A 23,836-nucleotide genomic window follows, 5' to 3' on the forward strand; every position below is an offset into this window, starting at 1 on the left:
GCACCTCCGTGGCATATGCTGGAGCATAGGCCAAAAGAGAGCTAATTTCCAGCGAAAACTACTTCCGCACGCAGATCACGCGCACCATCGCAGCCTTGGCTTCGGCCGAGCTGCCGTTCGCGTTCACGCCATTCGCTTTCACGAAATTCAGCACGAGTTCCGCGGGCACCAGAGCCGCCTGTGGCGCTGCATTCGGCGGGCCGGCTACGAGCAGCGGCTTCAATTGCGCGAGGCCCGCAAATTTGCCGTCGCTGTCGATGGCGGCTGCGCCGGAAAAGCCGAGCCCCGGTGCGGGTGACAGCGCCAGTTCGCTTCCGGTGCCGATTGGTGTGGTGGTTGCCTTCACGCTGGTGACGGCTGCGCCGCCGCCCTGGTTTTGCGGATCGGCGATCCCTACGAGATCGAGATTGGGCTTCGCTGCGCCAGTGCCAAGCGACAGCGGCTTCAGCTCGCGCGCGCCATAGATGCGCAGCAGTGCGAGATCGCGCACCTTGTCCTCGGCCAGTTTCTCGGCATTGCCATAACCGGCGACGACGATGGACATGCAGCCATCCACGGCCTGGCGATCGGTGACGATGGCGCCGTCGTCACTCACCACGATTCCGCTGGCATATTCGACCTTCTTGCGCGGCGGCGGGCCAATCGCCTGTGCGCCGGTCGGGAATGCGTTGAAGGCCGACGACATCGCGATCACCACCGGCTCCATCGTGCCTTCGGTGGCCTGATCGTAGAAGATCGAGAGGATGCGGACCTCGGAGTCCTTGAACTGGCCGCGGATGTAGAACTTCTTCTGGTTCTGCAGGCCGGACAGCACGAAGAAATCCGGCTTCACCACCTGATAGTCGATCTTGCGACCGGGCTCCTTGCGCTCGGCCTCGGCGAGTTTCGCGGTGGAGGGCGCGTCCTCCTTGCGGCGCGCCAGCGTGATCTGGATCGTGCCGGTGGAGGACGACCATTTGCTGCCGTTCGCGTCGGAGGCCTGCTGCGGCACCAGCTTGCCGGGAATGCCAAGCCGTGCGCCGGTCACCATGTCGGTGACCATTTTCCAGCCGACATTGTCCTGAAGCTTTTTCGCCGCGGCGCGCAGCAGATCGCGCTCCTGCGGGTTCAGCACGCCCGTTTGTTTGGCGCCGTTGTCCTTCTGGAACGTCTTGATCGCATTGACCATGCGATCCGAGACCTCGCCGGTAATGGCGCCGTTATATTGCCCGGTCCATGCCAGATCCGACTGGATCCCCAGCCGCTCGGCCTGCGCCATGGCATTGGCGGTGTCGGCGGGGGTCTGCAGCGCCGGACGGATCGGTGTGGTGGTGACCGGCTTCGGCTTGATGCCCTGCACCGCGGGAGGCGTCGCCTGCACCTGTGCGTGAGCCGCAGAGGCTGCCACGATCATCAATGTTGCTGAAAGCATCGATCTCATGACATGTCCGGTCTTGAAGCTGGTGATTGATTTCGGTGGAATTAAGCACATCTCGTGGGTCGGTGACAGCGCGGGGAGGGTTCACGACAATGCGGGACCTGATCTGTGGCCTCATCCTGAGGAGGCACTTCTTCAGCGCCGTCTCGAAGGATGAGCTGTTCATCTCATGGTTCGAGACGCGCGCAAGAAGCGCGCTCCTCACCATGAGGGTCGGAGTTTGGAGCGACTATTGCGATGCTGAATGCCGATGAACTCGAGCGCTATGCGCGTCACATTGTGCTCCGCGAGGTCGGCGGTCCCGGCCAAACCGCGCTGCAGGGCGCGAAAGTGCTGGTGGTCGGCGCCGGCGGGCTTGGCGCACCGGCGCTGATGTATCTGGCGGCCGCGGGCATCGGCACGCTCGGTGTGGTCGACGACGACACGGTATCACTGTCGAATTTGCAGCGGCAGGTCATTCACGCAACGCCGGATATCGGCGCGCTGAAGACCGACAGCGCTGCCGCAAAGATCTATGCGCTCAATCCGCATGTCAGATTTATCGGCCATGCCGTCAGGCTCAATGCAGCTAATGCGATGGCGCTGTTGTCGGGCTACGACATCGTGCTCGATGGTTCCGACAACTTCACCACGCGCTATCTGCTGTCGGATGCCTGCTATCTCGCAAAGAAGCCATTGATCTCCGCGGCGCTCGGCACTTTCGATGCCTCGCTGACCACGATCCGTGCCCATGAGGCCAACGCCTCGGGCGCATTGAACCCGACCTATCGCTGTCTGTTTCCCGAAGCGCCGCCGCCGGGCACGGTGCCGAGCTGCCAGGAAGCCGGCGTCATGGGTGCGCTGGCCGGCATGGTTGGCTCGATGATGGCGCTGGAAGCGATCCGCGAGATCGTGGGCTTTGGCGAAGGGCTGGTCGGGCGTCTGCTGATGATCGACGCCCGCAACATGCGCTTCGAGACGCTGCGTTACGGGCGCGATCCGGCGAATCCGCTGAACGGGGATGCGCCGAGCATCAGGGATTTGAGTGCATATTTGTGAGGCGCTTTCTTAATCCCTCCCCGCAAGGGGGGGAAGGGATGCCATTGGCCTGTGTCGTCTCACGCCCGCTTCTTTTCACTGTCCATATGCGCGAGATGCTCGTCCGGATAACGGCCGCCGGCTGCCGCATCGGCCGGGATCGCCTCCGCCAGCGCCCTGAGATGCGCGGCCTTGAGTTTCACATCCAGCGATCCCAGCGCTTCAGTGAGCCGATCCCGTCGGCGGGCACCGACCACGGGCAGAATATCCTGGCCCTGTGCGGCGACCCAGGCGATGGCGACCTGTGCGACCGAGGCACCGATGTCGTCGGCGATGGTGCGGATTTTTTCAACCAGAGCCAGATTCTGATCGATATTCGCGGCGCTGAAGCGTGGGCTGTGGCTGCGATAGTCCTTCGCGTTCATGCCGTTCTTGGTGAAGTGGCCGCCGATCAGGCCGCGCGACAGCACACCGTAAGCCGTGATGCCGATGCCGAGCTCGCGGCAGGTCGGCAGGATGTCATCCTCGATACCGCGAGAGATCAGCGAATATTCGATCTGCAGGTCGGTGATCGGATGCACCTTGTGGGCACGGCGGATGGTCTCGGAGCCGACTTCGGAGAGGCCGATATGTTTGACGTAGCCGGCCTTGATCAGATCGGCGATGGCGCCGACGGTGTCCTCGATGGGCACATTGGGGTCGAGCCGCGCGGGGCGATAGATGTCGATGACCTCGACGCCGAGCCGCACCAGCGAATAGGCCACGAAATTCTTGATCGCTATCGGGCGGTTGTCGAAGCCCATGAAGGCACCGGCGGGATCGCGCATACCGCCGAATTTGACCGAAAGCTGCAGGTTGTCGCGGTTGCGGCCACGCAGGGCCTCGGCAATCAGCAGCTCGTTATGGCCCATGGCGTAGAAGTCGCCGGTGTCGATCAGGGTGACGCCGGCCTCCAGCGCGGCGTGGATGGTGGCGATGCTTTCGCCTCGGTCGGCCGGGCCGTAGACATCCGACATGCCCATGCAGCCGAGGCCGAGCGCGGCCACTGTGGGGCCAGTCTTTCCGAGTTGAAGGTGTTTCATGGTGGTTCTCCCAGAAGGCGGCCGGACCGATCCTCCGCCGCTGCCGCCCCGATATGAGCCCGCTCCATTGATCCGATAAGCTGGACAATCCCGAAAGGCTTGTTCACTCTGTCGAACAATGAGCGATCTCGATCTGCGCGATCTGGCGGCCTTTCTGGCCGTGGCCAGGACCCGGAATTTCCGGCGGGCTGCGGTAGAGACCCATGTCTCGGTGTCCAGCCTGAGCCAGCGGCTGCGCGATATGGAAGAGCGGCTTGGCGTTCGTTTGCTGCATCGCACAACGCGCAGTGTTGCGCTTACCGAAGCCGGAGAATTGCTGCAGCGCAAAATCGTTCCGGCTATGGGCGATGTCCATGCTGCGCTGCAGCAAGTTCGCGATTTCGGTGATGTGCCGTCTGGCCGCCTCAGGATCAACGGTCCGGCACCAGCCATCGATATCGTCGTGGCGCCGATGGTCACGCCATTTTTGCAGCAATATCCGCAGGTTGAGCTTGAGATTGTTGCCGAGACATCATTGATCGACATCGTCGCCAAGGGTTTCGACGCCGGCATTCGCTATGGCGAGGATCTGGCGCAGGACATGATCGCAGTCTCGCTGGGGCCGCCGCAACGCTTCGTGATGGTGGCTTCTTCGCAATATATTGCGCAGCATGGGCGACCTATTGCACCGCAGCAATTGCTGCAGCATTGCTGCATCAGAACGCGTTTCGACAACGGTTCTATCCCGGAATGGGAGTTCGAAAAGGACGGCCAGGTGGTCAGGATCCCGCCGCGGGGGCCGCTGCTGGCGAGTTATTCCCGGCTCGGGCTGGAAGCGGCACGGGACGGGCTCGGCTTTTACGCGGTGTTTGAGGGCTATGTGCGGGACGACCTCGCGACCGGGAGGTTGGTCAGCGTGCTGGAGGACTGGCTGCCGCCATTCCCGGGGCCGTTCCTGTATTATCCAAGCCGTCGGCAGCCGCCGCCGGCTTTGGCGGCGTTCGTGAGTTTTGTGGCGGAGTGGCGCAAACGGGAGCGGCGGGCAGCCGCCCCGGAGAACCCCAGCGGATCAGAGCGGCAGGGGGATCGCTGAGGTGGTCTCGCGGGTCTGCCAGAAGGTCAGCACGCGCTGTGCCGTGGCGGGCACCAGGCGCTCAAAATTCTGTCGGGCTTCCTCGACATCGGCGGCGGCAGGCGAACGGCCGGGGCCGAGACGCAGCGTCATCAGGGCGCGGACGGTGGCCCAGGAAATCCCGATCGATTTGCCGAGGATCAGCATCGGATCGTCGCGATCGCCCTTGAGGAGCTGGTCGATGGTCCCGATCCGCACGCCCGACAGAGCGGCGAGGGCGGCGGCGGTTTCCTCATATTGATGGGCGCGGGCAAAGCGCAACAAAGCGCCTTCGTCCAGTTCGTCGGCCTGGTGGAGCTTGCGAATGGCACGCTGCGCGGTGGCGAAGTCGCGGGTGACGGCCAGATGCGTCGGCGTACCGGTGATGTCTTGCATCGCGCGGTTGATCGCGTTGCGCAGTTGGGGGGCGGCGGCGTCGAACAGCCGACGGCGAACCACCTCGACCGACTGTGCCAACAGGTGTTTGAGTTGTTCCGGCGCGAGATCGTCGCGCTGCCCGACCGTGACGGCGAGGGCGCCATCATCGCTGGCGCGGCGAATGAGGCCGGTATAGCCAAGTTGCGAGAAAGCCGCACCGGCATTGCCGGCGACCCGGCGGATCACGTCGCGGTCGCCGCGGCGGACGATCACGTCGGTAATGCGCGGGGTCAGCGTCGAGCGATCGGAGATCGCCAGCAGATGCGACTGGCCCTGGGCCTTGGCGATGTCGACCAGTGTCGGTTCGTCGATCAAAGGTGAGCGGCGCAACAGCGGCCCGGCGATCAGGATTTCGTCATCGCGGACGAGCAAGGCCACCAGTTGCGGCGGTGCGTTGACGAGATCAGACAGCCGTTCGGCCAGCTCGGTGCGTGCTTCGACCTCGGTTTGTGGAACCAGACTCGTCAGAACGCCGTCGAACAGATCGACATGGGCCGGCTGAAAACGGGATGCGCCCCTTAGGAAAAGCTCGGAAATCTTACGCACCGCTTCGCCGCGCCGCTTGGGATCGCCATCTCTGACGATGTTCTCCAGCCCGGGAATGAGCGATTTCGCCTCAGCCATCAAAAAATACTCAACACCACCATACGGAAAGGCTGGGGCACCCTAGATGGGGTTGATGAAGGAACGGTTAGTCCGCAGGATTGGGCTACCGCGGGTTGCAGAAATATTGCGGGGCAGCCACTGCGGCCTTGCCGGGGCGCCGGAAAAGGGCTATATCGCCCACAACTTATTAGGTTCTCATACGATCGCGTTTGAGAGTGGGCCCCTCGGGACCCGCTCTTTTTTATTACCTGAACGGACCTTGGCCATAATCCGGCGGGGCTCGCAGGGTCCAAAAGGGCCGAAAGCCCGACGCGATACACTTCTGCAGGCTGCACGCGCATTCAGACATCCTCCAACCGGAATACTTCGATCCTGGACATGACCGACCAAAACCCAGAAACCGTTGATACCGAGCTGCTTTCCGAGCCGCGCCTGGTGATCGAGCCGGGTGCTGCGGCGCGGGTATCGGCAGTCGCCACGCCCGTGCTCGAAAACCTCGGTTACCGGCTGGTGCGGATCAAAATTTCCGGCGAGCTCGGCTGCACCGTGCAGATCATGGCGGAGCGGCCGGATGGCACCATGCTGGTCGAGGACTGCGAGGCGATCTCACACGCGCTGTCGCCGGTGATGGATGTCGCCGATCCGATCCAGCGCGCCTATCGCCTCGAAATTTCGTCGCCGGGCATCGATCGCCCGCTGGTCCGACGCTCCGATTTCGAGCGCTATCATGGCTATCTGGTTAAGATCGAGATGGCTGTCGCCGTCGGCGGCCGCAAACGCTTCCGTGGTCTGCTCGGCGCCATCGAAGGCGACGTCGTCCTGATCGACCGCGAAGGCGCCCGCGACGGCGAGGACCCCATCACGCGGTTGCCGCTGGAAGACATCTCCAATGCCAGTCTGGTGCTGACCGACGAGCTGATCGCCGAGTCCATGCGCCGCGGCAAGCACGCCGAGCTTGATCTCAAGCGGGAGCTCGGCCTCGCGCCGCCGCCGGCACCGCATGCCAAGCGCAGCGATCCCAAGAAGAGCTTTGCGCCGAAGCCAAAACTCAAGGTCGCGAAAGCTGCCAAGAAGCCTTTGCCGAAGAATACCAAAGAACATCGTCTGGCCGCCGACCGTGCGCGCCGAGGCGAAATCGATCCCATCGAAGGAGAATGAGCTATGGCCGCTGTCAGCGCCAATAAACTCGAACTGCTGCAGATCGCCGACGCCGTCGCGCGCGAAAAATCGATCGACCGCAACATCGTCATCCAGGCGATGGAAGAGGCGATCGCGAAAGCGGCCCGCGCGCGTTACGGTTCCGAGACCGATGTGCATGCCGAGATTCATCCCAAGACCGGCCAGCTCTCTCTGACCCGCCACATGCTGGTGGTAGAGGACGTCGAGAATTCGTCTTTCCAGACCTCGCTGTTTGACGCGCAGCGCGCCAATCCGGGAGCGCAGATCGGCGACACCATCGCCGACACGCTTCCGCCGCTGGAATACGGCCGTATCGCCGCGCAGTCCGCCAAGCAGGTCATCGTGCAGAAGGTGCGCGAAGCCGAGCGTGACCGGCAGTACCAGGAATTCAAGGATCGCATCGGCGAGATCGTCAACGGCATCGTCAAGCGCGTCGAATACGGTTCGGTGATCGTCGATCTTGGCCGCAGCGAAGCCATCGTGCGTCGCGACGAGATGCTGCCGCGCGAAGTGTTCCGCAACGGCGACCGCGTTCGCGCCTATGTGTTCGACGTGCGCCGCGAGACCCGCGGTCCGCAGATCTTCCTGTCGCGCACCCATCCGCAGTTCATGGCCAAGCTGTTCGCGCAGGAAGTGCCTGAAATCTATGACGGTATCGTCGAGATCAAGGCCGTGGCCCGCGATCCCGGTTCGCGTGCGAAAATTGGCGTGATCTCGCGCGACTCCTCGGTGGATCCGGTCGGCGCCTGCGTCGGTATGCGTGGTTCCCGCGTGCAGGCAGTGGTCAACGAGCTGCAGGGCGAAAAGATCGACATCATTCCGTGGTCGCCGGATATCGCCACTTTCGTGGTGAACGCGCTGGCGCCGGCGGAAGTCTCGAAAGTCGTGATCGATGAAGATCGTGAGCGCATCGAGGTTGTCGTTCCCGACACGAATAACCAGCTATCCCTTGCGATCGGTCGTCGCGGCCAGAATGTGCGCCTGGCTTCGCAGCTGACCGGCTGGGATATCGACATCCTGACCGAGCAGGAAGAATCCGAACGTCGCCAGGCCGATTTCGAAAATTCCACGCGCGTCTTCATGGAAGCGCTGAACGTCGACGAAGTCGTCGGTCAGCTGCTCGCGTCGGAAGGTTTCACCTCGGTGGAAGAACTTTCGATGGTCGATGCCAAGGAACTGTCGGGCATCGAGGGCTTCGACGACGAAACAGCGGCCGAATTGCAGAGCCGTGCACGTGAATACCTTGAGCAGCTCGAAGCTGAACTCGAAGGCAAACGTAAGGAACTGGGTGTGGAAGACGCTTTGAAGGACGTTCCGGGCGTGACCCTCAAGATGATGGTCAAGTTCGGCGAAAACGACATCAAGACCGTCGAGGATCTTGCCGGCTGCGCCACTGACGATCTGGTGGGCTGGACCGAACGCAAGGAAGGCTCCGAGCCGACCAAGCACCCGGGCATTCTCGATGCCAGCGAAATTTCGCGTGAAGACGCCGAGCATCTGATCATGCAGGCCCGCGTCGTGGCCGGCTGGATCACCCAGGCCGATCTCGACAAGGGTGCGCCGCTCGACGCCACCGAAGAAGCATAAGGACAATGCCACGCGCATGCTCGCCATTGCTGACCAAGCAGATCTGGACAACGGCCCCCGGAGCACCAAGCCCGGGACGATGCGGATGTGCGTGGTTACGCGGAGCGTGCGCCCGATCGATGAACTGATCCGGTTCGTCGTCGCGCCCACGGGCGAGGCGATCCCGGATCTGAAGCGCAAGCTTCCCGGCCGCGGCCTCTGGGTCACGGCCTCCCGCAAGGCGGTGACCGAGGCGGCGAAGCGCAATCTTTTTGCCAAGGGCTTCAAGAAAGCGGTCAAGGCGTCGCCGACCCTGGCCGACGACACCGACAAGCTCATGGTGCGCGGCGTCATCGAGGCGCTGGCCATAACTGCCAAGGCCGGTCAGGTGGTTTCCGGCTTCACCAAGGTCGAAGACGCCCTGCGCCGCGGAACGGTCGGTGTTCTTCTCCACGCCTCCAACGGCGCCTCCGACGGAATCCGTAAACTGGACAGCGTTGCCCGGCAACGCGTGGAATTTGACGCGGAATCCGGCGACGACGCGCCGAAACTGCCGATCATTACGGTTTTAAGCTCCGATGAATTGGATTTGGCATTGGGGCGGTCAAATGTGATACATGCTGCCGTGCTTACGGGCCCGGCGGGCAAAACGTTCCTGTCGCGCAGCCAGACTCTGGTCCAATACCGGCTGGCTGACGACGACATCAACGCAAGCGCCAAAGCTTCGCTGACAACTGCTGCGCCGGAGACGGAGCCGCTGACGCCAACGATCTCGCTGATCGAAACTTCGACGACTGTGCGACCGCGCACAACGCAACAAGATTAGGACTGCTGAATGGTTGATACGAAAACGCCTGGTGACAAGACTCTGAGCGTTCCCAGCAAGACCTTGACGCTCAAGCCGCGCGTCGAGCAGGGCACTGTGCGCCAGAGCTTCAGCCATGGCCGCACCAAGCAGGTGGTGGTCGAGAAGCGCGGCAAGCGCCGTATGCCCGGCGATGCGCCCGCGGCTGCGCCTGTCGCCGCGCCAGCAACTGCTGCTCCCGCACCTGTCGAGACTGCTGCACCAGCTCCCGTTGCTGCTGCGCCGGCTGCTCCCGCTGCAACTGCTGCGCCCGCGGCGCCGGTTGCGCGCGCTGCTGCGCCTGCACCGGCCGCACCGGCTTCCCGCACCGCTGCCCCTTCTCCGGCAGGACGCAGCTCTGCTCCGCCTCCCGCAGCGCCGCCGTCGCGCGCGCCGCAGCGCCCGCAGCCTCCGGCCCGTTCGGGTTCGGGCGTCGTGCTCCGCACCCTGACCGAAGAAGAGCGCAATGCCCGCGCCAGCGCGCTGGCCGATGCCCGCGTGCGCGAGCAGGAAGAGCGTCGCCTCGCCGAGATCGAGGCAGCTCGCCGCAACACCAAGGAATTCAAGGAACAGGAAGAGCGCGAAGCTGCCGAAGCCCGTCGCAAGGCCGAGGAAGAGCGTCACCGCCAGGAAGAAGAAACCAAGCGCCGCGCCGAAGTCGAGGCCAAGCGCCGTCAGGCTGAAGCCGATGCGAAGGCCGCCAAGCCGGCCACGACGACGGCCCGTCCCGGCGCCACCTCAACCACGCCTGCGCGTGCGCCCGGCGTCGCTGCCGACGGCACCGACGAGGATGAAGGTCCACGCGTCATTCGCCGTGGTCCCGGCGGCGCTGCGCGCCCCGTGATTGCGCCGAAGCCCACTGCCAAGCCCGGTCCGCAGAAGGAGCGCGGCCGTCTCACCGTGGTCACCGCGCTGTCGGCCGGCGACGTCCGCGAGCGTTCGATCGCCTCGTTCCGTCGCCGCACCCAGCGTCTGAAGGGTCATCAGTCGAACGAGCCGAAGGAAAAGCTGGTTCGTGAAGTCACGATCCCGGAAGCGATCACGATTCAGGAACTCGCCAACCGTATGGCCGAGCGCGCCGTGGACGTTATCCGTCTGCTCATGAAGCAGGGCGCGATCCACAAGATCAACGACGTCATCGACGCCGACACCGCGCAGCTGGTGGCCGAGGAAATGGGCCACACCGTCAAGCGCGTTGCCGAATCGGACGTTGAAGAAGGTCTGTTCGATAAGGTCGACGATTCCACCGATACCGAGCCGCGTTCGCCGGTCGTGACCGTCATGGGCCACGTCGACCACGGCAAGACCTCGCTGCTCGATGCGTTGCGTCATGCCAATGTGGTGTCCGGCGAAGCCGGCGGCATCACGCAGCATATCGGCGCTTATCAGGTCACGTCGCCCGAGAGCGGCAAGAAGATCACCTTCATCGATACGCCAGGCCACGCTGCGTTCACCGCGATGCGTGCCCGCGGCGCCAAGGTCACGGATATCGTCATCCTGGTGGTGGCGGCCGATGACGGCGTCATGCCGCAGACCATCGAAGCCATCAACCATGCCAAGGCAGCCGGCGTGCCGATGATCGTGGCGATCAACAAGATCGACAAGCCCGATGCCAAGGCGGAGCGCGTGCGCACCGAACTGCTGCAGCATGACGTGCAGGTCGAATCCTTCGGCGGCGACGTGGTCGACGTCGAAGTGTCGGCGAAGAACAAGACCAATCTCGACAAGCTCTTGGAAATGATCGCACTGCAGGCCGATATTCTCGACCTGAAGACCAATTCGGAACGTCCGGCGGAAGGTACCGTGATCGAGGCCAAGCTCGATCGCGGCCGTGGTCCGGTGGCGACCGTGCTGGTTCAGCGCGGCACCCTGAAGGTCGGCGACATCATCGTGGCTGGTGCAGAAATGGGCCGTGTCCGCGCGCTGATTTCCGATCAGGGCGAGACGCTGACCGCGGCAGGTCCGTCGGTGCCGGTCGAAGTGCTTGGTTTCAACGGTCCGCCGGAAGCTGGCGATCGTATGGCCGTGGTCGAGAACGAAGCCCGCGCCCGTGAAATCACCGGCTACCGTGCGCATCAGAAGCGCGAGAAGTCCGCGGCCTCCACCAACGGCATGCGCGGCTCGCTCGAGCAGATGATGAGCCAGCTGAAGACTTCGGGTCGCAAGGACTTCCCGCTGATCATCAAGGCCGACGTGCAGGGTTCGCTTGAAGCCATTCTCGGTTCGCTCGAGAAGCTCGGCACCGATGAAGTCGCTGCGCGCATCCTGCATGCGGGTGTCGGCGGCATTTCAGAATCGGACGTCACGCTGGCGGAAGGCTTCAACGCCGCCATCATCGGCTTCTCGGTTCGTGCCAACAAGGAAGCCGCTGCTGCTGCCAAGCGCAACGGCATCGAAATCCGCTACTACAACATCATCTACGACCTCGTGGATGACGTGAAGAAAGCCATGTCCGGTCTGCTCGCGCCCACACTGCGCGAAACCATGCTGGGCAATGCGCAGATCCTCGAAGTGTTCAACATCTCGAAGGTCGGCAAGGTTGCGGGTTGCCGCGTCACCGACGGAACCGTGGAACGCGGCGCGAATGTGCGCCTGATCCGCGACAACGTCGTGGTGCACGAAGGCAAGCTGTCGACACTGAAGCGCTTCAAGGACGAAGTGAAGGAAGTGGCGTCAGGCCAGGAATGCGGCATGGCGTTCGAGAACTACGGCGACATGCGCGCCGGCGACGTGATCGAGTGTTACCGCGTAGAGACCATCCAGCGCTCCCTGTAAGTCCAAATCTTACAGAGAGACCGGATTTAAACGAGACGTCATGCCCGGCCTGCGCGAAGCTAGCTTCGCTAGATGGCCAGGCATCCACGTCTTTGAATTTCAAAAGAGCAGTCGTGGATGGCCGGGGACAAACCCGGCCATGACGAATTTTGTTTTCGTAGGGAAACCGATGCCCAAGCATCACCAAAAATCTGCCGCGCCGGGCGGCTCGCAGCGTCAATTGCGCGTTGGCGAGCTGATGCGCCACGCGATTGCCGATATCCTGTCGCAGGGTGGGGTCCACGATCCCGTTCTGCAGACCACCATCATCACCGTGCCCGAGGTGAAGATGTCGCCCGATCTGAAGCTCGCCACCGTCTATGTGATGCCGCTCGGCGGCCAGAACACCGAACCGGTGCTGAAGGCGCTCGCGGCGAACAAGAGCTTCCTGCGAACCGAGGTCGCGTATCGCGTGAACCTCAAATACGCCCCCGATCTTCGCTTCCGCATCGATGAGCGCTTCGACGAAGCCGAGCGCATCGACAAACTTTTGCGCACGCCTGCCGTTGCGCGCGACCTCAAACCAGACTCGGACGAAAACGAATGACTGTGACGACCCCAGCCGCCGCCCTCGATTCACGCCTCGATGAAGCGGGCAATGGCGAGCCCACCCTGTCTCCGGCCGTGCAGCACGGCGACCACGGTCAGCAAGGTGACCGCGGCGGCAATGACCAGCGTCAGCATCAGGGCCATCGCGGCAATAACGATCCCCGCCATCAGGGCGGCAAGCAGCGTCAGCAGGGCCAGGTCCGGCGCGACAAGCGCGACGTTCATGGCTGGGTGATCCTCGACAAGCCGATCGGCATGACCTCGACCCAGGCCGTCGCGATCGCCAAGCGCCTATTCCAGGCCAAGCGCGCCGGCCATGCCGGTACCCTCGATCCGTTGGCGTCCGGCGGTCTGCCGATCGCGCTCGGCGAAGCCACCAAGACGGTTCCGTTCGTGATGGACGGCCGCAAGCGCTATCGCTTTACGGTCGCTTGGGGCGAGGAGCGCGATACCGACGACACCGAGGGCCGCGCGACCTTCACCAGCCCGAATAGGCCAACGGCCGACCAGATCCGGGCGCTGCTGCCGCAATTTACCGGAAATATTGAACAGACCCCGCCGCAATACTCGGCGATCAAGATCCAGGGCGAGCGCGCCTATGATCTCGCCCGCGACGGCGAGGTGGTGCCGCTGGTTCCCCGACCGGTTGTGATTCACGAATTAGTCCTGACAGAACAGCCAGATAGCGATCATGCCGTGTTCGAGGCCGAGTGCGGCAAGGGCACTTACGTGCGTGCGCTGGCCCGCGATATCGGCCGTTTACTCGGCTGCTACGGCCATATCAGTGCGCTCCGGCGTACCCTGGTCGGACCTTTCGCCGAAGCCGACATGATTCCGCTGGAACAGTTGGAGGCTTTGTGCGATAGAGCCGCGTCTGGCGAGGGTAGCCTCGCCGACGCGCTACTGCCCGTTGAGACCGCGCTGGACGACATCCCGGCACTGGCCGTCACACGGGCGGATGCGGCAAGGCTCCATCGGGGCCAAGCCGTTTTGTTGCGCGGACGGGATGCGCCCGATTGTAGCGGCACAGTTTATGTCACGGTGGCAGGGCGATTATTGGCCCTCGCTGAAGTTGGCAACGGCGAACTCATCCCCAAGCGCGTGTTTAACCTGACCGGACTGACCGCCAGTTCGGCCCGCAAAGAAAGTAACTGACGATGTCGATTACCGCAGAACGCAAAGCGGAAGTCATCAAGACCAATGCCAACAAGACCGGCGACACTGGTTCGCCGGAAGTCCAGGTTGCGATCCTCTCCGAGCGCATTGCCAACCTGACCGGACACTTCAAGACCCACACCAAGGACAACCATTCCCGCCGTGGTCTTTTGAAGCTCGTCTCCACGCGTCGTTCGCTGCTTGACTACATCAAGCGCAAGGACGAGGCGCGCTACAAGGCGCTGCTCGAGAAGCACAACATTCGCCGCTAAGCGAAATCACGCGCGCAAAAACCCTTTGCGCGCGTTTTTTGTAGCGGAAGCCATGTGCGGCTTTCGCGATAACGTTCAGAAGCAATCCGGCAACTGGACGATGACGGGCAAGGTGCCCGTCGCGCGGCGCGATCCTCCAAAGATCCCCGCGACCATCGGAAGGATGGACGCCATTCAGAATACCAGAGCCATGGCAGGATCGCCGGACGCTGATTTCGCGACATCGCGAACAGCTTCTTGCCGTCTTGCGCATGGCTTTTGTGTTTTGGACTTCAGTGTTTTTGGCCGTCACGTCCTCCGTGAACCCATGAAAGAAACCTAAGATGTTTAATGTTCACTCCGTCGAGATCGATTGGGGCGGTCGTCCGCTCAAGCTGGAAACCGGCAAGGTTGCCCGTCAGGCTGACGGCGCCGTCATCGCGACCTATGGCGAGACCGTCGTTATCGCCACCGTCGTCGCCGCGAAGACTGCCAAGGATGGCATCGACTTCCTGCCGCTGACCGTCGACTACATCGAGAAGACCTATGCAGCCGGCCGCATTCCCGGCGGCTACTTCAAGCGCGAAGGTCGCCCGACCGAGAAGGAGACGCTGGTCTCCCGCCTGATCGATCGCCCGATCCGCCCGCTGTTTGTCGATGGCTGGCGCAACGAAACCCAGATCGTCGTCACCGTGCTGTCGCACGACATGGAAAACGATCCGGACATTCTCGCGCTGGTCGCCACTTCGGCTGCGCTGACGATTTCCGGCGCCCCGTTCCAGGGCCCGATCGGTGCAGCCCGCGTCGGCTTCATCAATGATGAATACGTGCTCAACCCGACCCTCGACGAAATGGCCGACACCAATCTCGACCTCGTCGTCGCTGGCACCGGCGATGCCGTGCTGATGGTGGAATCGGAAGCCAAGGAGCTCAACGAAGACGTGATGCTCGGCGCCGTGATGTTCGGTCACCGCCACTTCCAGCCGGTCATCAAGGCGATCATCGAGCTCGCCGAGAAGGCCGCAAAGGAGCCGCGCGAGGTCAAGACCATCGATGACAGCGAAATCGAGAAGGAAATGCTCGGTCTCGTCGAAACCGAGCTGCGCGCTGCTTACGCGATCCCTGTGAAGCAGGACCGCTACGCCGCCGTCGGTGCCGTCAAGGCGAAGGCGATGGCGCACTACTTCCCGGAAGGTCAGGAGCCGAAATACGACAAGCTCCGCATCGCCGGCGTGTTCAAGGAACTGGAATCGAAGATCGTTCGCTGGAACATCCTCGACACCAAGAAGCGCATCGACGGCCGCGACCTGACCACGGTTCGTCCGATCGTCGCCGAAGTTGGCGTGCTGCCGCGCGCCCACGGTTCGGCGCTGTTCACCCGCGGTGAAACCCAGGCGCTGGTCGTGACCACGCTCGGCACCGGTGAAGACGAGCAGTACATCGACTCGCTGTCGGGAACGTACAAAGAGACGTTCCTGCTGCACTACAACTTCCCTCCCTACTCGGTCGGCGAGACCGGTCGTATGGGCGGCACCAAGCGTCGCGAAATCGGCCACGGCAAGCTCGCCTGGCGCGCAATCCATCCGGTTCTGCCGGGTCACCACGAATTCCCGTACACCGTGCGCGTGGTGTCGGAGATCACCGAGTCCAACGGTTCGTCGTCGATGGCATCGGTTTGCGGTGCTTCGCTGGCGCTGATGGATGCGGGCGTTCCGATGAAGCGTCCGACGGCGGGTATCGCCATGGGCCTGATTCTCGAAGGCGCACGCTACGCGGTTCTGTCGGACATCCTGGGTGATGAAGATCACCTCGGCGACATGGACTTCAAGGTGGCTGGTACCGATACCGGCATCACCTCGCTGCAGATGGACATCAAGATCGCCGGTATCACCGAAGAGATCATGAAGGTCGCTCTGGGCCAGGCCAAGGAAGGCCGCATTCACATTCTCGGTGAGATGTCGAAGGCGCTCAACAACGCCCGTGCCGAGCTCGGCGAATACGCGCCGCGCATCGAGACCTTCAAGATCGCCACCGACAAGATCCGTGAAGTGATCGGCACCGGCGGCAAGGTGATCCGTGAGATCGTCGAAAAGACCGGCGCCAAGGTCAATATCGAAGACGACGGCACCGTGAAGGTGGCCTCATCCGATGGTGAGTCGATCAAGGCTGCGATCAAGTGGATCAAGTCGATCGCGTCCGATCCGGAGCTCAACGCGATCTATGAAGGCACCGTGGTCAAGGTCATGGAGTTCGGTGCATTCGTGAACTTCTTCGGCGCCAAGGACGGCCTGGTTCACATCAGCCAGCTCGCCGGCGGTCGCGTGCAGAAGACCTCCGACGTCGTCAAGGAAGGCGACAAGGTCAAGGTCAAGCTGCTCGGCTTCGACGATCGCGGCAAGACGCGTTTGTCGATGAAGGCTGTCGATCAGGAGACCGGCGAAGATCTCGAAGCCAAGCAGAAGGCCGCCGAAGGCGCGACTGCAGCGGAGTAATTTTCGCTCACGCGAGATGAGTTGCGAAAGGGCGGCCGAAGGGCCGCCCTTTTTGTTTGTGGCGATGTTTCGCGAGGACCCCGAAATATGCTCCCCACGGCGCATGGCTTTGTTACGCTTGGGGGAGGGAAAAGAGGAACACGTCTCTCCGACACGTGACGTGCTATGTCCCGCTGCGTCACAATGCCCGCATATGAAACTGGCAGTGATGCGTTGCGTATCTGTCCGACGACCCCGCAAATTTCTCAGGGAGAAGCCCCATGACGACCTCTGCATCGATGTCCCGACGCCATCTCATGCTCGCTGCGACCGGCATCGCTGCCGCGGCCGTCGCGCCCCGTCTGGCTTTCGCCCAGGCGGCTGCGCCGGCCACCCCTGCTGCCGGCAATGCGCCATTCATCCTGCCGCCGCTGACCTATCCGGTCACGGCCTTTGAACCGCATATCGATGCCAAGACGATGGAGATCCATCACGACAGGCATCACGCCGCCTATGTCGCCAACATGAACAATTTCGCCAAGGACACCCCGGTGATCGGCGAGAAGCCGCTGGTCGAGGTGCTCGGCAATCTCAACAGCGTGCCTGACGCGATCCGCACCGGCGTGCGCAACAATCTCGGCGGCCATGCCAACCACACCATGTTCTGGCAGATCATGGGCCCGAATGGCGGCAAGCCGGAAGGCGATGTGCTCGCGGCGATCGATCGCGACCTCGGCGGCCTCGAGAAATTCCAGACCGATTTCAACGCCGCCGGCGGCCGTCAGTTCGGTTCTGGCTGGGTGTTCGTGATCGTCGACAAGGACGGCAAGCTGTCGATCGAGACGCGTCCGAATCAGGACAATCCGATCATGGACGGCAAGCGCGCGCTGATGGGCAACGACGTCTGGGAGCACGCTTATTATCTGACCTACCAGAACCGTCGCGCTGATTATCTCAAGGCGTGGTGGAATACGGTCAACTGGACCAAGGTCGGCGAGCGCTATGCGGCGGCAAAGGCCGGCACGCTGGCGGTGTAAGAGATTCCGTCATTCCCCGGCAAACCAATTGGTTTGCCTGAGGGCGCGGGCGCACTTCGCACACGCGAGCCCGGAATCTAGACATAGCTGAAACACATCGAGATCCCCCGCCACTCCAAGTGGAGTGGCTGAGGTTCGCTCGCGCGAAGGCGCGTTCGCCCCGGGATGACAGCTACGCTGTCACTTCCTCAGATCGCCTTCGTCCGCCGCGCTCTCCGCGAGCGTAGCCGGCTCGATGCCGTAGCGCTTGATCAGCGGCATCTGCGCCACCGCGAAGACCATGGTCAGCGGGATGACGCCGAACGCCTTGAAGGCCACCCAGAAATCCGTGCTCTGGGTGCGCCAGATCGCTTCGTTCAGAAGCGCCATGGCGAAGAAGAACAGCGCCCAGCGCTTCGTCAGCGCGCGCCAGCCTTCGTGTGTGAGATTGAACATCTGGTCGAACATGATGGCGATGAAGGATCGGCCGAACAACAGGCCGCCGCCGAGGATCGCTGCGAACAGGCCATAGATGATGGTCGGCTTGACCTTGATGAAGGTCTCGTCATGCAGCACCAGCGTCAGCGTGCCGAACACCAGCACGATGACGGCGGTGACAAGCGCCATGATCGGCACATGCCTGACCACGACATAGGACGCGATCATCGCCGCAACGATGGCCACCATGAAGGCGCCGGTGGCGACGAACAGGTTGAACTTGGCATTGGCGACGAAGAACACGATCAGCGGACCGAGCTCGGTGGCGAGCTTGAATAGCGGGTGCGGCTGCTTCTTGTCGATCACGTCAGTCATATCAGCTTTCAATTCCTGCAATCGCCTGCGCGAAATCCCTGGCGGTGAATGGCGCGAGATCGTCGATGCCTTCGCCAACGCCGATGAAATGCACCGGCAGTTTGTACTTTTCCGACAGTGCCACGAGGATGCCGCCGCGCGCGGTGCCGTCGAGCTTGGTCATCACAAGGCCGGTGACGCCAGCCGTACGATGAAACGCCTCGACTTGCGACAGCGCGTTTTGTCCCACTGTGGCGTCGAGGACCAGCAGTACCGCATGCGGCGCTGTGGCATCGACCTTCTTGATCACGCGTACGACCTTCTCAAGCTCGACCATCAGTTCGGTCTTGTTCTGCAGCCGACCGGCGGTGTCGATTAGCAGCACGTCGCGATTGTCGTCGCGGGCCGCGGTGACGGCGGTGAAGGCGAGGCTCGCGGAATCCGAACCCTGCGCACCGGCGATGACCGGCACCTTGTTGCGCTCGCCCCAGACCTTGAGCTGCTCGATGGCTGCCGCGCGAAACGTATCGCCGGCGGCGAGCATCACCTTGCGGCCTTCGGCGGAGAAGGCGGACGCCAGTTTGCCGATGGTGGTGGTCTTGCCGGAACCGTTGACGCCGACCACGAGGATCACGAACGGCTTGTGCGAAGTATCGATCACCAATGGCTTGGCGACCGCCGAGAGCACTTTTTCGACTTCGGTGGCCACAACGGTTTTGACCTCGTCGGCGGAGATCGCCTTGTCATAGCGGCCATGGCCGACGGCGGCGGAAATCCGCGCCGCCACTTCGGTACCCAGATCGGCGCGCAGCAGCACGTCCTCGATGTCCTCGAGCATGGCGCGGTCGAGCTTGCGCTTGGTCACGAGGTCGGCGACCGCGGTGCCAAGGGCGCTCGAGGTGCGCTTCAACCCGCCGGAGAGCCGTCGCCACCAGCTCAGTTTTGGCGTTTCGGGAGTGTCGCTCATGTCGGGGGTGTGTTAGCCGTTTCGCGCCATGATTCAAAGTATGACCAGTGAAAGTGACGAAGACGTAAGCTTGGAGGCCGAGCCCCGGCTGGAACCACGCACCGATGCGGTGGAGCTGACCGAGACCGAGATTCTGGCGCGGGTGCTGCACCGTGACGGCCTGATGCTGGTAATCGACAAACCCGCCGGCCTGCCGGTGCATCGCGGCCCCAAGGGCGGCGCCAATCTGGAAACTTCGTTCGAATTCCTGCGCTATGGCCTGCCGCGTGCGCCGGTTCTGGCGCATCGGCTGGACAGGGATACGTCGGGCTGCCTGGTGCTCGGCCGGCACCGCAAGGCGACAGCGTCGCTGGGCCTGCTGTTCAAGCACAGCCGCATCCGCAAGACCTATTGGGCGGTGGTCGAGGGCGGGCCCGCCGAGGAGTCGGGCGTGATCGACATGCCGCTCGGGCGGCTCAATGCCGATCGGGGCTGGTGGATGAAGCCGGATCCCGAGGGTCTCAAGGCCGTCTCGAATTTCACCGTGCTCGGCCGCGGCGGCGGCATGAGCTGGCTGGCGCTGGAGCCGGTGACGGGTCGCACGCATCAGCTCCGCGTGCACTCTGCATCATCAGGCTTCCCGATCGTCGGCGACAATATCTACGGCAATGGGCCAAGGTTTGGCGAGCCAACGCTGCATCTGCATGCGCGGGAGATCGTGATCCCGATTTCGCGCAACAAGGACCCGATTCGTGTCGTCGCGCCGGCCCCGCCGCATCTGCATGAGCGGCTCAGGGCGTGTGGCTGGAACGGGGAGTAGGGCTTACGCGACCGAAGCGAACAGCTTCGGATCGAACGTGCCTTCATATTCAAACGCGGCCGGCCCCGTCATCAGCACGTGGTCGTCGCTCTCGCGCCATTCGATGGTGAGTTCACCGCCGGGCAGCGTCATATGCACAGTGCGATTGGTCCGGCGCAGGCGAGCGGCGGCAACAGCGGTTGCGCAAGCCGCGGAGCCACAAGCCTTGGTGAGGCCGGCGCCGCGCTCCCAGGTGCGCATCACGATGTGATCGCGATCGACGATATGGGCCAGCGTGATATTGGCGCGGTCCGGGAAAATCGGGTGGTTTTCTAATAGCGGGCCGAACTTCTCGAGGTCATAGGCCTGGATATCGTCGACCCAGAAGATTGCGTGCGGGTTGCCCATGCTCACGACTGACGGCGTGTGCAGGATCGGCGCGTCGATCGGGCCGATCTGCAACTCGATGCCGCGGGTATCACGGAATTCCTCGGCCAGCGGAATGTCCTGCCAGCCGAACTTCGGCGGGCCCATGTCCACCGTGTAGAGATCCGGTGTAGGGCCTTGCCAGCAATTGATCAGGCCGGCCTTGGTCTCGAATGCGAGTGCCGTCTTGTCGCCGCCGGCAAACGTCTGGCGCGCCACGCAGCGCATGCCGTTGCCGCAGGCGCCGGCCTCGGAGCCGTCATTGTTGTAGATCGAGACGAAGGCGTCGGTGCCGGCCAGTCGGGGCTTCTGCAGCACCATCAACTGGTCATAGGGCACGCCTTCGGGGGTGGCCACGGCGCGGGCGTCGGCAGGCGTGATACCGGATGCCGTATCGCGCAGGTCGATCACGACGATCTCGTTGCCGATGCCGTTCATCTTGGCGAAGGAATGGTTGGCCAGTGCGCTCATGCTCGGTCCCGTTGATCTCAGCCTTATATGGCGAGCCCGGGCAGATTGGCCAGTGCGGCGATTCTGTGTCGGCTGTTTTGAATGGCCCTGCGCAATTTGGGGAGGGGACGAAAGCCGCGGCTGCGTGTTACCATGATGCCGTATCGCGCATGTTGCCGGACGCTGCGCGCAGGATGTCACTGGAGACCCTTCGAATGACCCGTTCTCGCCTGTCCCGCCTCGCCACTGCGGCGCTGATCCCGGCAGCCGCGCTGACGCTGAACGCCGCGGCCTGGGCGCAATCTCCGCCTGCCACGCCGCCAGCGGTAAGCACTCCGGCCACCCCGCCCGCGCCGGCGACATCCGCTCCGGCGGCAGCGGCTCCCACCACTCCCGCTCCCGCCACACCGGAGGCGCCGGCCCCCACCGCGCCGGCAACGCCGCCCGCCGCAGCACAGGCCCCTGCAACGCCACCCGCGCCTCAGGTCCAGGTTGCCGATCCGTTCGGCGAGGAAATCACGCTGTCGCCGAAGCAGATGGTGACGTTCGTCGGCAAGGCCAATTGGGATTCGGCCTTCGATACGCTGATGGATGCGTTCAAGCAGATCACCACCGTGCTCGACAAACAGGGTGTCAAATCATCCGGCAATCCGATGATCGTCTATACGACCACCGATGACACTGGCTTCACCTTCCTCGCGGAAATCCCGGTCGATCAGGAGGTGAAGAACCTGCCGAAAGCGATGAAGATGGGCCTGTCGCCGGATGGCAAGGCGCTGAAGTTCGTCCATCGCGGCTCCTACGACAATATGGACAACACCTATGAGGCGATCACCAATCACCTCGATGACAAGAAGTTAGAGGCGAAAGATACGTTCATCGAGGAATACATGACCGATCCCTTGAAGACGGCGGAAGACAAGCTGGTTATCAATGTCTATGTGCCGCTCAAGTAGCCGAGCCGTAGCTCTGTCATAGCCTCTGGTCATAAAGAAGCCTTGGACGGTCGCGAGAGAATGGGCATGACAAATCATTTCGCTCTCGCTTCGCTGGCCATTGCGCTCATCGCCACTCCTGCGCTCGCGCAGGTCAATCCACCGCCGGTGATTTCCGTCTCCGGCGAAGGCACCGTCTCGGTGCCGCCGGATCTTGCTGTCGTCGATGGCGGTGTCACGACTGATGCCAAGACGGCACGCGAGGCCGCCGAGGCCAACAATACCGCGATGGCCAAGGTGTTGGCGGCCCTGAAGAGCGCGGGCATCGCCGAGAAGGACATGCAGACGTCGCGGCTGTCGCTGTTTCCGCAATATGCGCAGCAGACCCGTCCCAATCCCAATCCTGGCCCCAACGTCATCTCGGGTTATCGTGCGAGCAACCGCGTCACCATCCGCGTACGCGACGTGACCAAGGTCGCCGGCACCATCGACGCGCTGGTGTCGTCGGGCGCCAATGAGGTTGGCGGCATCAATTTCATGGTGACCAAGGCGTCGCAACTTCTCGACGATGCGCGCAGCGACGCGATTGCGGATGCGCGGCGCAAGGCAGAGATTTACGCCAAGGCTGCCGGCGTCAAGCTCGGCGCGCCGATCAGCATCTCCGAGGACTCCGGCAGCGCGCCAGCGCCAATGATGTTGCGCAAGATGGGCGCCGATGTGGCATCGGCTCCGGTGGCGCAAGGCGAGGAAGTGCTGCGTGTGAATGTCAGCGTGAGCTGGGAAATCAAGCCGGCGCAGTAACTACAAACTCGGTCATGGCCGGGCAAAGCGCGAAGCGCGGCTTCGCACTGGTCGGGCATGACGACTGAGAGTTCGTGCTCTCCTTAAATCTCCACCACCTGTCCCGGCTTAAGCGCCATAAACTTCTCGCTGGGTAATTCCGCCGCGCTGCATGCGGCAGCCAATCCTTTCACCGGTCCGTCAATCGCCTCATCGGTGAGCTGGAATGTGCTGTGATGGCTGGCCAGCGCCTGCTGCGCGCCGCAATCGCTCAGGGCCTTCACGGCGTCTTCCGGATTCATGTGCTGGTCCTTCATGAACCAGCGCGGCTCATAGGCGCCGATCGGCAGGATCGCGAGCCTGATAGCACCATGGGTCTCGCGCACGCGGCGGAAGTGCAGGCCGTTGCCATAGCCGCTGTCGCCGACGATGTAGATCTTGCCGGCTGGCGTCTCCAGCACGAAGCTCGCCCACAGCGACTTGTTGCGATCGAATAGACCGCGCGCGGTCCAGTGCCGCGTTGACACCAGCGTCACGGCGAGGCCGTTGCCAAGCTCGACGCGATCTGTCCAGTCATAGGCCTCGGCCTTGATCGTGCTGTCGGCGCTCTTCATCGTGACGTCATTGCCAAGCGGCGTGATCACGCGCGGCGCAAATTTCGCTGATAGCTTCGACAGGGTCGGAAGATCGAGATGGTCGTAGTGACCGTGCGACACCAGCACGACATCGATCTTGGGGAGCTTGTCGAACGCGATGCCGGGTGCGGTGTGGCGCTTCGGGCCGGCGAACGAGAATGGCGAGACGCGGTCAGACCACACCGGATCGAACAGGATGTTGATGCCGGCAGTCTGGATCAGCCAGCTCGCGTGACCCACGTAACTAAAACGAACGCCCGTGCCCTCGATCTTGGCCGGCGGAGTATCGGCAAATTCGTTCTCGACCCAGTCCGGCCAGACCTCGCGGGTACGGCCGCCACCGAACTGCCACCGCAGTACTTCGCCGAGCGACTTGGGCGGCACGCCGTCGGGATCGAAGAAGATCTTGCCGTCGAAGTGATCGGAGACGGGGCCGTCATAATTGGTCATGCGGGAAGCCCAGAAGGCCGACAGCCCAGCGGCTGCGGCGAGACCGCCCAGCGACGTCAGAAGGCGGCGGCGGGTGAGAATCATGGAGCTGGATCAAATCCGGTGGGACGACGAGCTGCGCCCAACGA

General features: G+C 63.0%; 21 protein-coding genes. 14 read left to right on the forward strand and 7 right to left on the reverse strand.

Going from position 1 to position 23,836, the window contains the following annotated elements; genetic code table 11:
• Positions 1-58: 58 nt before the first annotated feature.
• The gene (locus AB7783_RS23780; RefSeq protein WP_441278945.1) at positions 59-1,420 is read right to left on the reverse strand and encodes a serine protease; all 1,362 of its coding nucleotides are present in this window, start codon (positions 1,418-1,420) and stop codon (positions 59-61) included.
• A gap of 234 nt (positions 1,421-1,654) precedes the next feature.
• On the opposite strand from AB7783_RS23780, the gene AB7783_RS23785 reads away from it, so the two are divergent.
• Positions 1,655-2,455, forward strand: coding sequence for a HesA/MoeB/ThiF family protein (locus AB7783_RS23785; protein ID WP_441278946.1), 801 nt, complete (start codon positions 1,655-1,657; stop codon positions 2,453-2,455).
• Positions 2,456-2,514: 59 nt separating this feature from the next.
• Here AB7783_RS23785 and AB7783_RS23790 read toward each other — a convergent pair whose 3' ends face one another.
• Positions 2,515-3,516: an aldo/keto reductase gene (locus AB7783_RS23790; protein WP_441278947.1), complete on the reverse strand. Its 1,002-nt coding sequence runs from the start codon at positions 3,514-3,516 to the stop codon at positions 2,515-2,517.
• A 118-nt stretch (positions 3,517-3,634) separates the two neighbouring features.
• Here AB7783_RS23790 and AB7783_RS23795 point away from each other — a divergent pair, with 118 nt between their 5' ends.
• Positions 3,635-4,588: a LysR family transcriptional regulator gene (locus AB7783_RS23795; RefSeq protein ID WP_441278948.1), complete on the forward strand. Its 954-nt coding sequence runs from the start codon at positions 3,635-3,637 to the stop codon at positions 4,586-4,588.
• Here the strand turns inward: AB7783_RS23795 and AB7783_RS23800 are convergent.
• Complete coding sequence (locus tag AB7783_RS23800) at positions 4,565-5,668, reverse strand: DUF2336 domain-containing protein (RefSeq protein ID WP_441278949.1); 1,104 nt, start codon at positions 5,666-5,668, stop codon at positions 4,565-4,567. The genes AB7783_RS23795 and AB7783_RS23800 overlap by 24 nt on opposite strands.
• 360 nt (positions 5,669-6,028) lie before the next feature.
• Between AB7783_RS23800 and rimP the strand changes: the two genes are divergently transcribed.
• From rimP to AB7783_RS23845, 9 genes are all read left to right on the forward strand, one after another.
• Entirely contained in the window at positions 6,029-6,808 is a 780-nt protein-coding gene (gene rimP / locus AB7783_RS23805) for a ribosome maturation factor RimP (protein ID WP_120287753.1), read from the forward strand.
• Positions 6,809-6,811: 3 nt separating this feature from the next.
• Complete coding sequence (nusA, locus tag AB7783_RS23810; protein WP_068734140.1) at positions 6,812-8,416, forward strand: transcription termination factor NusA; 1,605 nt, start codon at positions 6,812-6,814, stop codon at positions 8,414-8,416.
• A 16-nt stretch (positions 8,417-8,432) separates the two neighbouring features.
• Positions 8,433-9,221: an RNA-binding protein gene (locus AB7783_RS23815; RefSeq protein ID WP_441278950.1), complete on the forward strand. Its 789-nt coding sequence runs from the start codon at positions 8,433-8,435 to the stop codon at positions 9,219-9,221.
• Between the two features lie 9 nt (positions 9,222-9,230).
• Positions 9,231-12,014 carry a translation initiation factor IF-2 gene (gene infB / locus AB7783_RS23820; RefSeq protein ID WP_089266436.1) on the forward strand — a complete coding sequence of 928 codons (2,784 nt, stop codon included), beginning with the start codon at positions 9,231-9,233 and terminating at the stop codon, positions 12,012-12,014.
• Positions 12,015-12,183: 169 nt separating this feature from the next.
• Positions 12,184-12,600, forward strand: a complete 417-nt coding sequence (gene rbfA / locus AB7783_RS23825; RefSeq protein ID WP_068734171.1) for a 30S ribosome-binding factor RbfA — start codon at positions 12,184-12,186, stop codon at positions 12,598-12,600.
• A complete protein-coding gene (truB, locus tag AB7783_RS23830; protein ID WP_093757901.1) occupies positions 12,597-13,757 on the forward strand; it encodes a tRNA pseudouridine(55) synthase TruB in 1,161 nt (386 codons plus the stop codon). The genes rbfA and truB overlap by 4 nt, the downstream gene beginning before the upstream one ends.
• Before the next feature lie 2 nt (positions 13,758-13,759).
• Positions 13,760-14,029 (forward strand): 30S ribosomal protein S15, encoded by a 270-nt coding sequence (gene rpsO / locus AB7783_RS23835; protein ID WP_068734145.1) that lies wholly within the window; start codon positions 13,760-13,762, stop codon positions 14,027-14,029.
• 323 nt (positions 14,030-14,352) lie between these two features.
• Positions 14,353-16,500, forward strand: a complete 2,148-nt coding sequence (pnp, locus tag AB7783_RS23840; protein ID WP_089266441.1) for a polyribonucleotide nucleotidyltransferase — start codon at positions 14,353-14,355, stop codon at positions 16,498-16,500.
• Positions 16,501-16,760: 260 nt separating this feature from the next.
• Complete coding sequence (locus AB7783_RS23845) at positions 16,761-17,516, forward strand: superoxide dismutase (RefSeq protein ID WP_441278951.1); 756 nt, start codon at positions 16,761-16,763, stop codon at positions 17,514-17,516.
• Positions 17,517-17,696: 180 nt separating this feature from the next.
• Here the strand turns inward: AB7783_RS23845 and AB7783_RS23850 are convergent, their stop codons facing one another.
• Both AB7783_RS23850 and ftsY read right to left on the reverse strand, forming a co-directional pair.
• On the reverse strand, positions 17,697-18,296 hold the full coding sequence (locus AB7783_RS23850; protein ID WP_120288098.1) for a septation protein A: 600 nt from the start codon (positions 18,294-18,296) through the stop codon (positions 17,697-17,699).
• Positions 18,297-18,309: 13 nt separating this feature from the next.
• Positions 18,310-19,254, reverse strand: coding sequence for a signal recognition particle-docking protein FtsY (gene ftsY / locus AB7783_RS23855; protein ID WP_120287755.1), 945 nt, complete (start codon positions 19,252-19,254; stop codon positions 18,310-18,312).
• A gap of 163 nt (positions 19,255-19,417) precedes the next feature.
• Between ftsY and AB7783_RS23860 the strand changes: the two genes are divergently transcribed.
• Entirely contained in the window at positions 19,418-20,053 is a 636-nt protein-coding gene (locus tag AB7783_RS23860; protein WP_439062696.1) for an RluA family pseudouridine synthase, read from the forward strand.
• A 3-nt stretch (positions 20,054-20,056) separates the two neighbouring features.
• Here AB7783_RS23860 and dapF read toward each other — a convergent pair whose 3' ends face one another.
• Positions 20,057-20,929 carry a diaminopimelate epimerase gene (gene dapF / locus AB7783_RS23865; RefSeq protein ID WP_441278952.1) on the reverse strand — a complete coding sequence of 291 codons (873 nt, stop codon included), beginning with the start codon at positions 20,927-20,929 and terminating at the stop codon, positions 20,057-20,059.
• 194 nt (positions 20,930-21,123) lie between these two features.
• Here dapF and AB7783_RS23870 point away from each other — a divergent pair, with 194 nt between their 5' ends.
• Positions 21,124-21,864, forward strand: coding sequence for a GyrI-like domain-containing protein (locus tag AB7783_RS23870; protein WP_441278953.1), 741 nt, complete (start codon positions 21,124-21,126; stop codon positions 21,862-21,864).
• A 66-nt stretch (positions 21,865-21,930) separates the two neighbouring features.
• On the forward strand, positions 21,931-22,644 hold the full coding sequence (locus tag AB7783_RS23875; RefSeq protein ID WP_093757907.1) for an SIMPL domain-containing protein: 714 nt from the start codon (positions 21,931-21,933) through the stop codon (positions 22,642-22,644).
• 83 nt (positions 22,645-22,727) lie between these two features.
• Here the strand turns inward: AB7783_RS23875 and AB7783_RS23880 are convergent, their stop codons facing one another.
• Positions 22,728-23,792, reverse strand: a complete 1,065-nt coding sequence (locus tag AB7783_RS23880) for an MBL fold metallo-hydrolase (protein WP_441278954.1) — start codon at positions 23,790-23,792, stop codon at positions 22,728-22,730.
• Between the last annotated feature and the right edge of the window lie 44 nt (positions 23,793-23,836).

Origin of the sequence: Tardiphaga sp. 172_B4_N1_3, assembly GCF_052076035.1 — a bacterium.
Taxonomy (GTDB): Bacteria; Pseudomonadota; Alphaproteobacteria; order Rhizobiales; family Xanthobacteraceae; genus Tardiphaga; species Tardiphaga robiniae.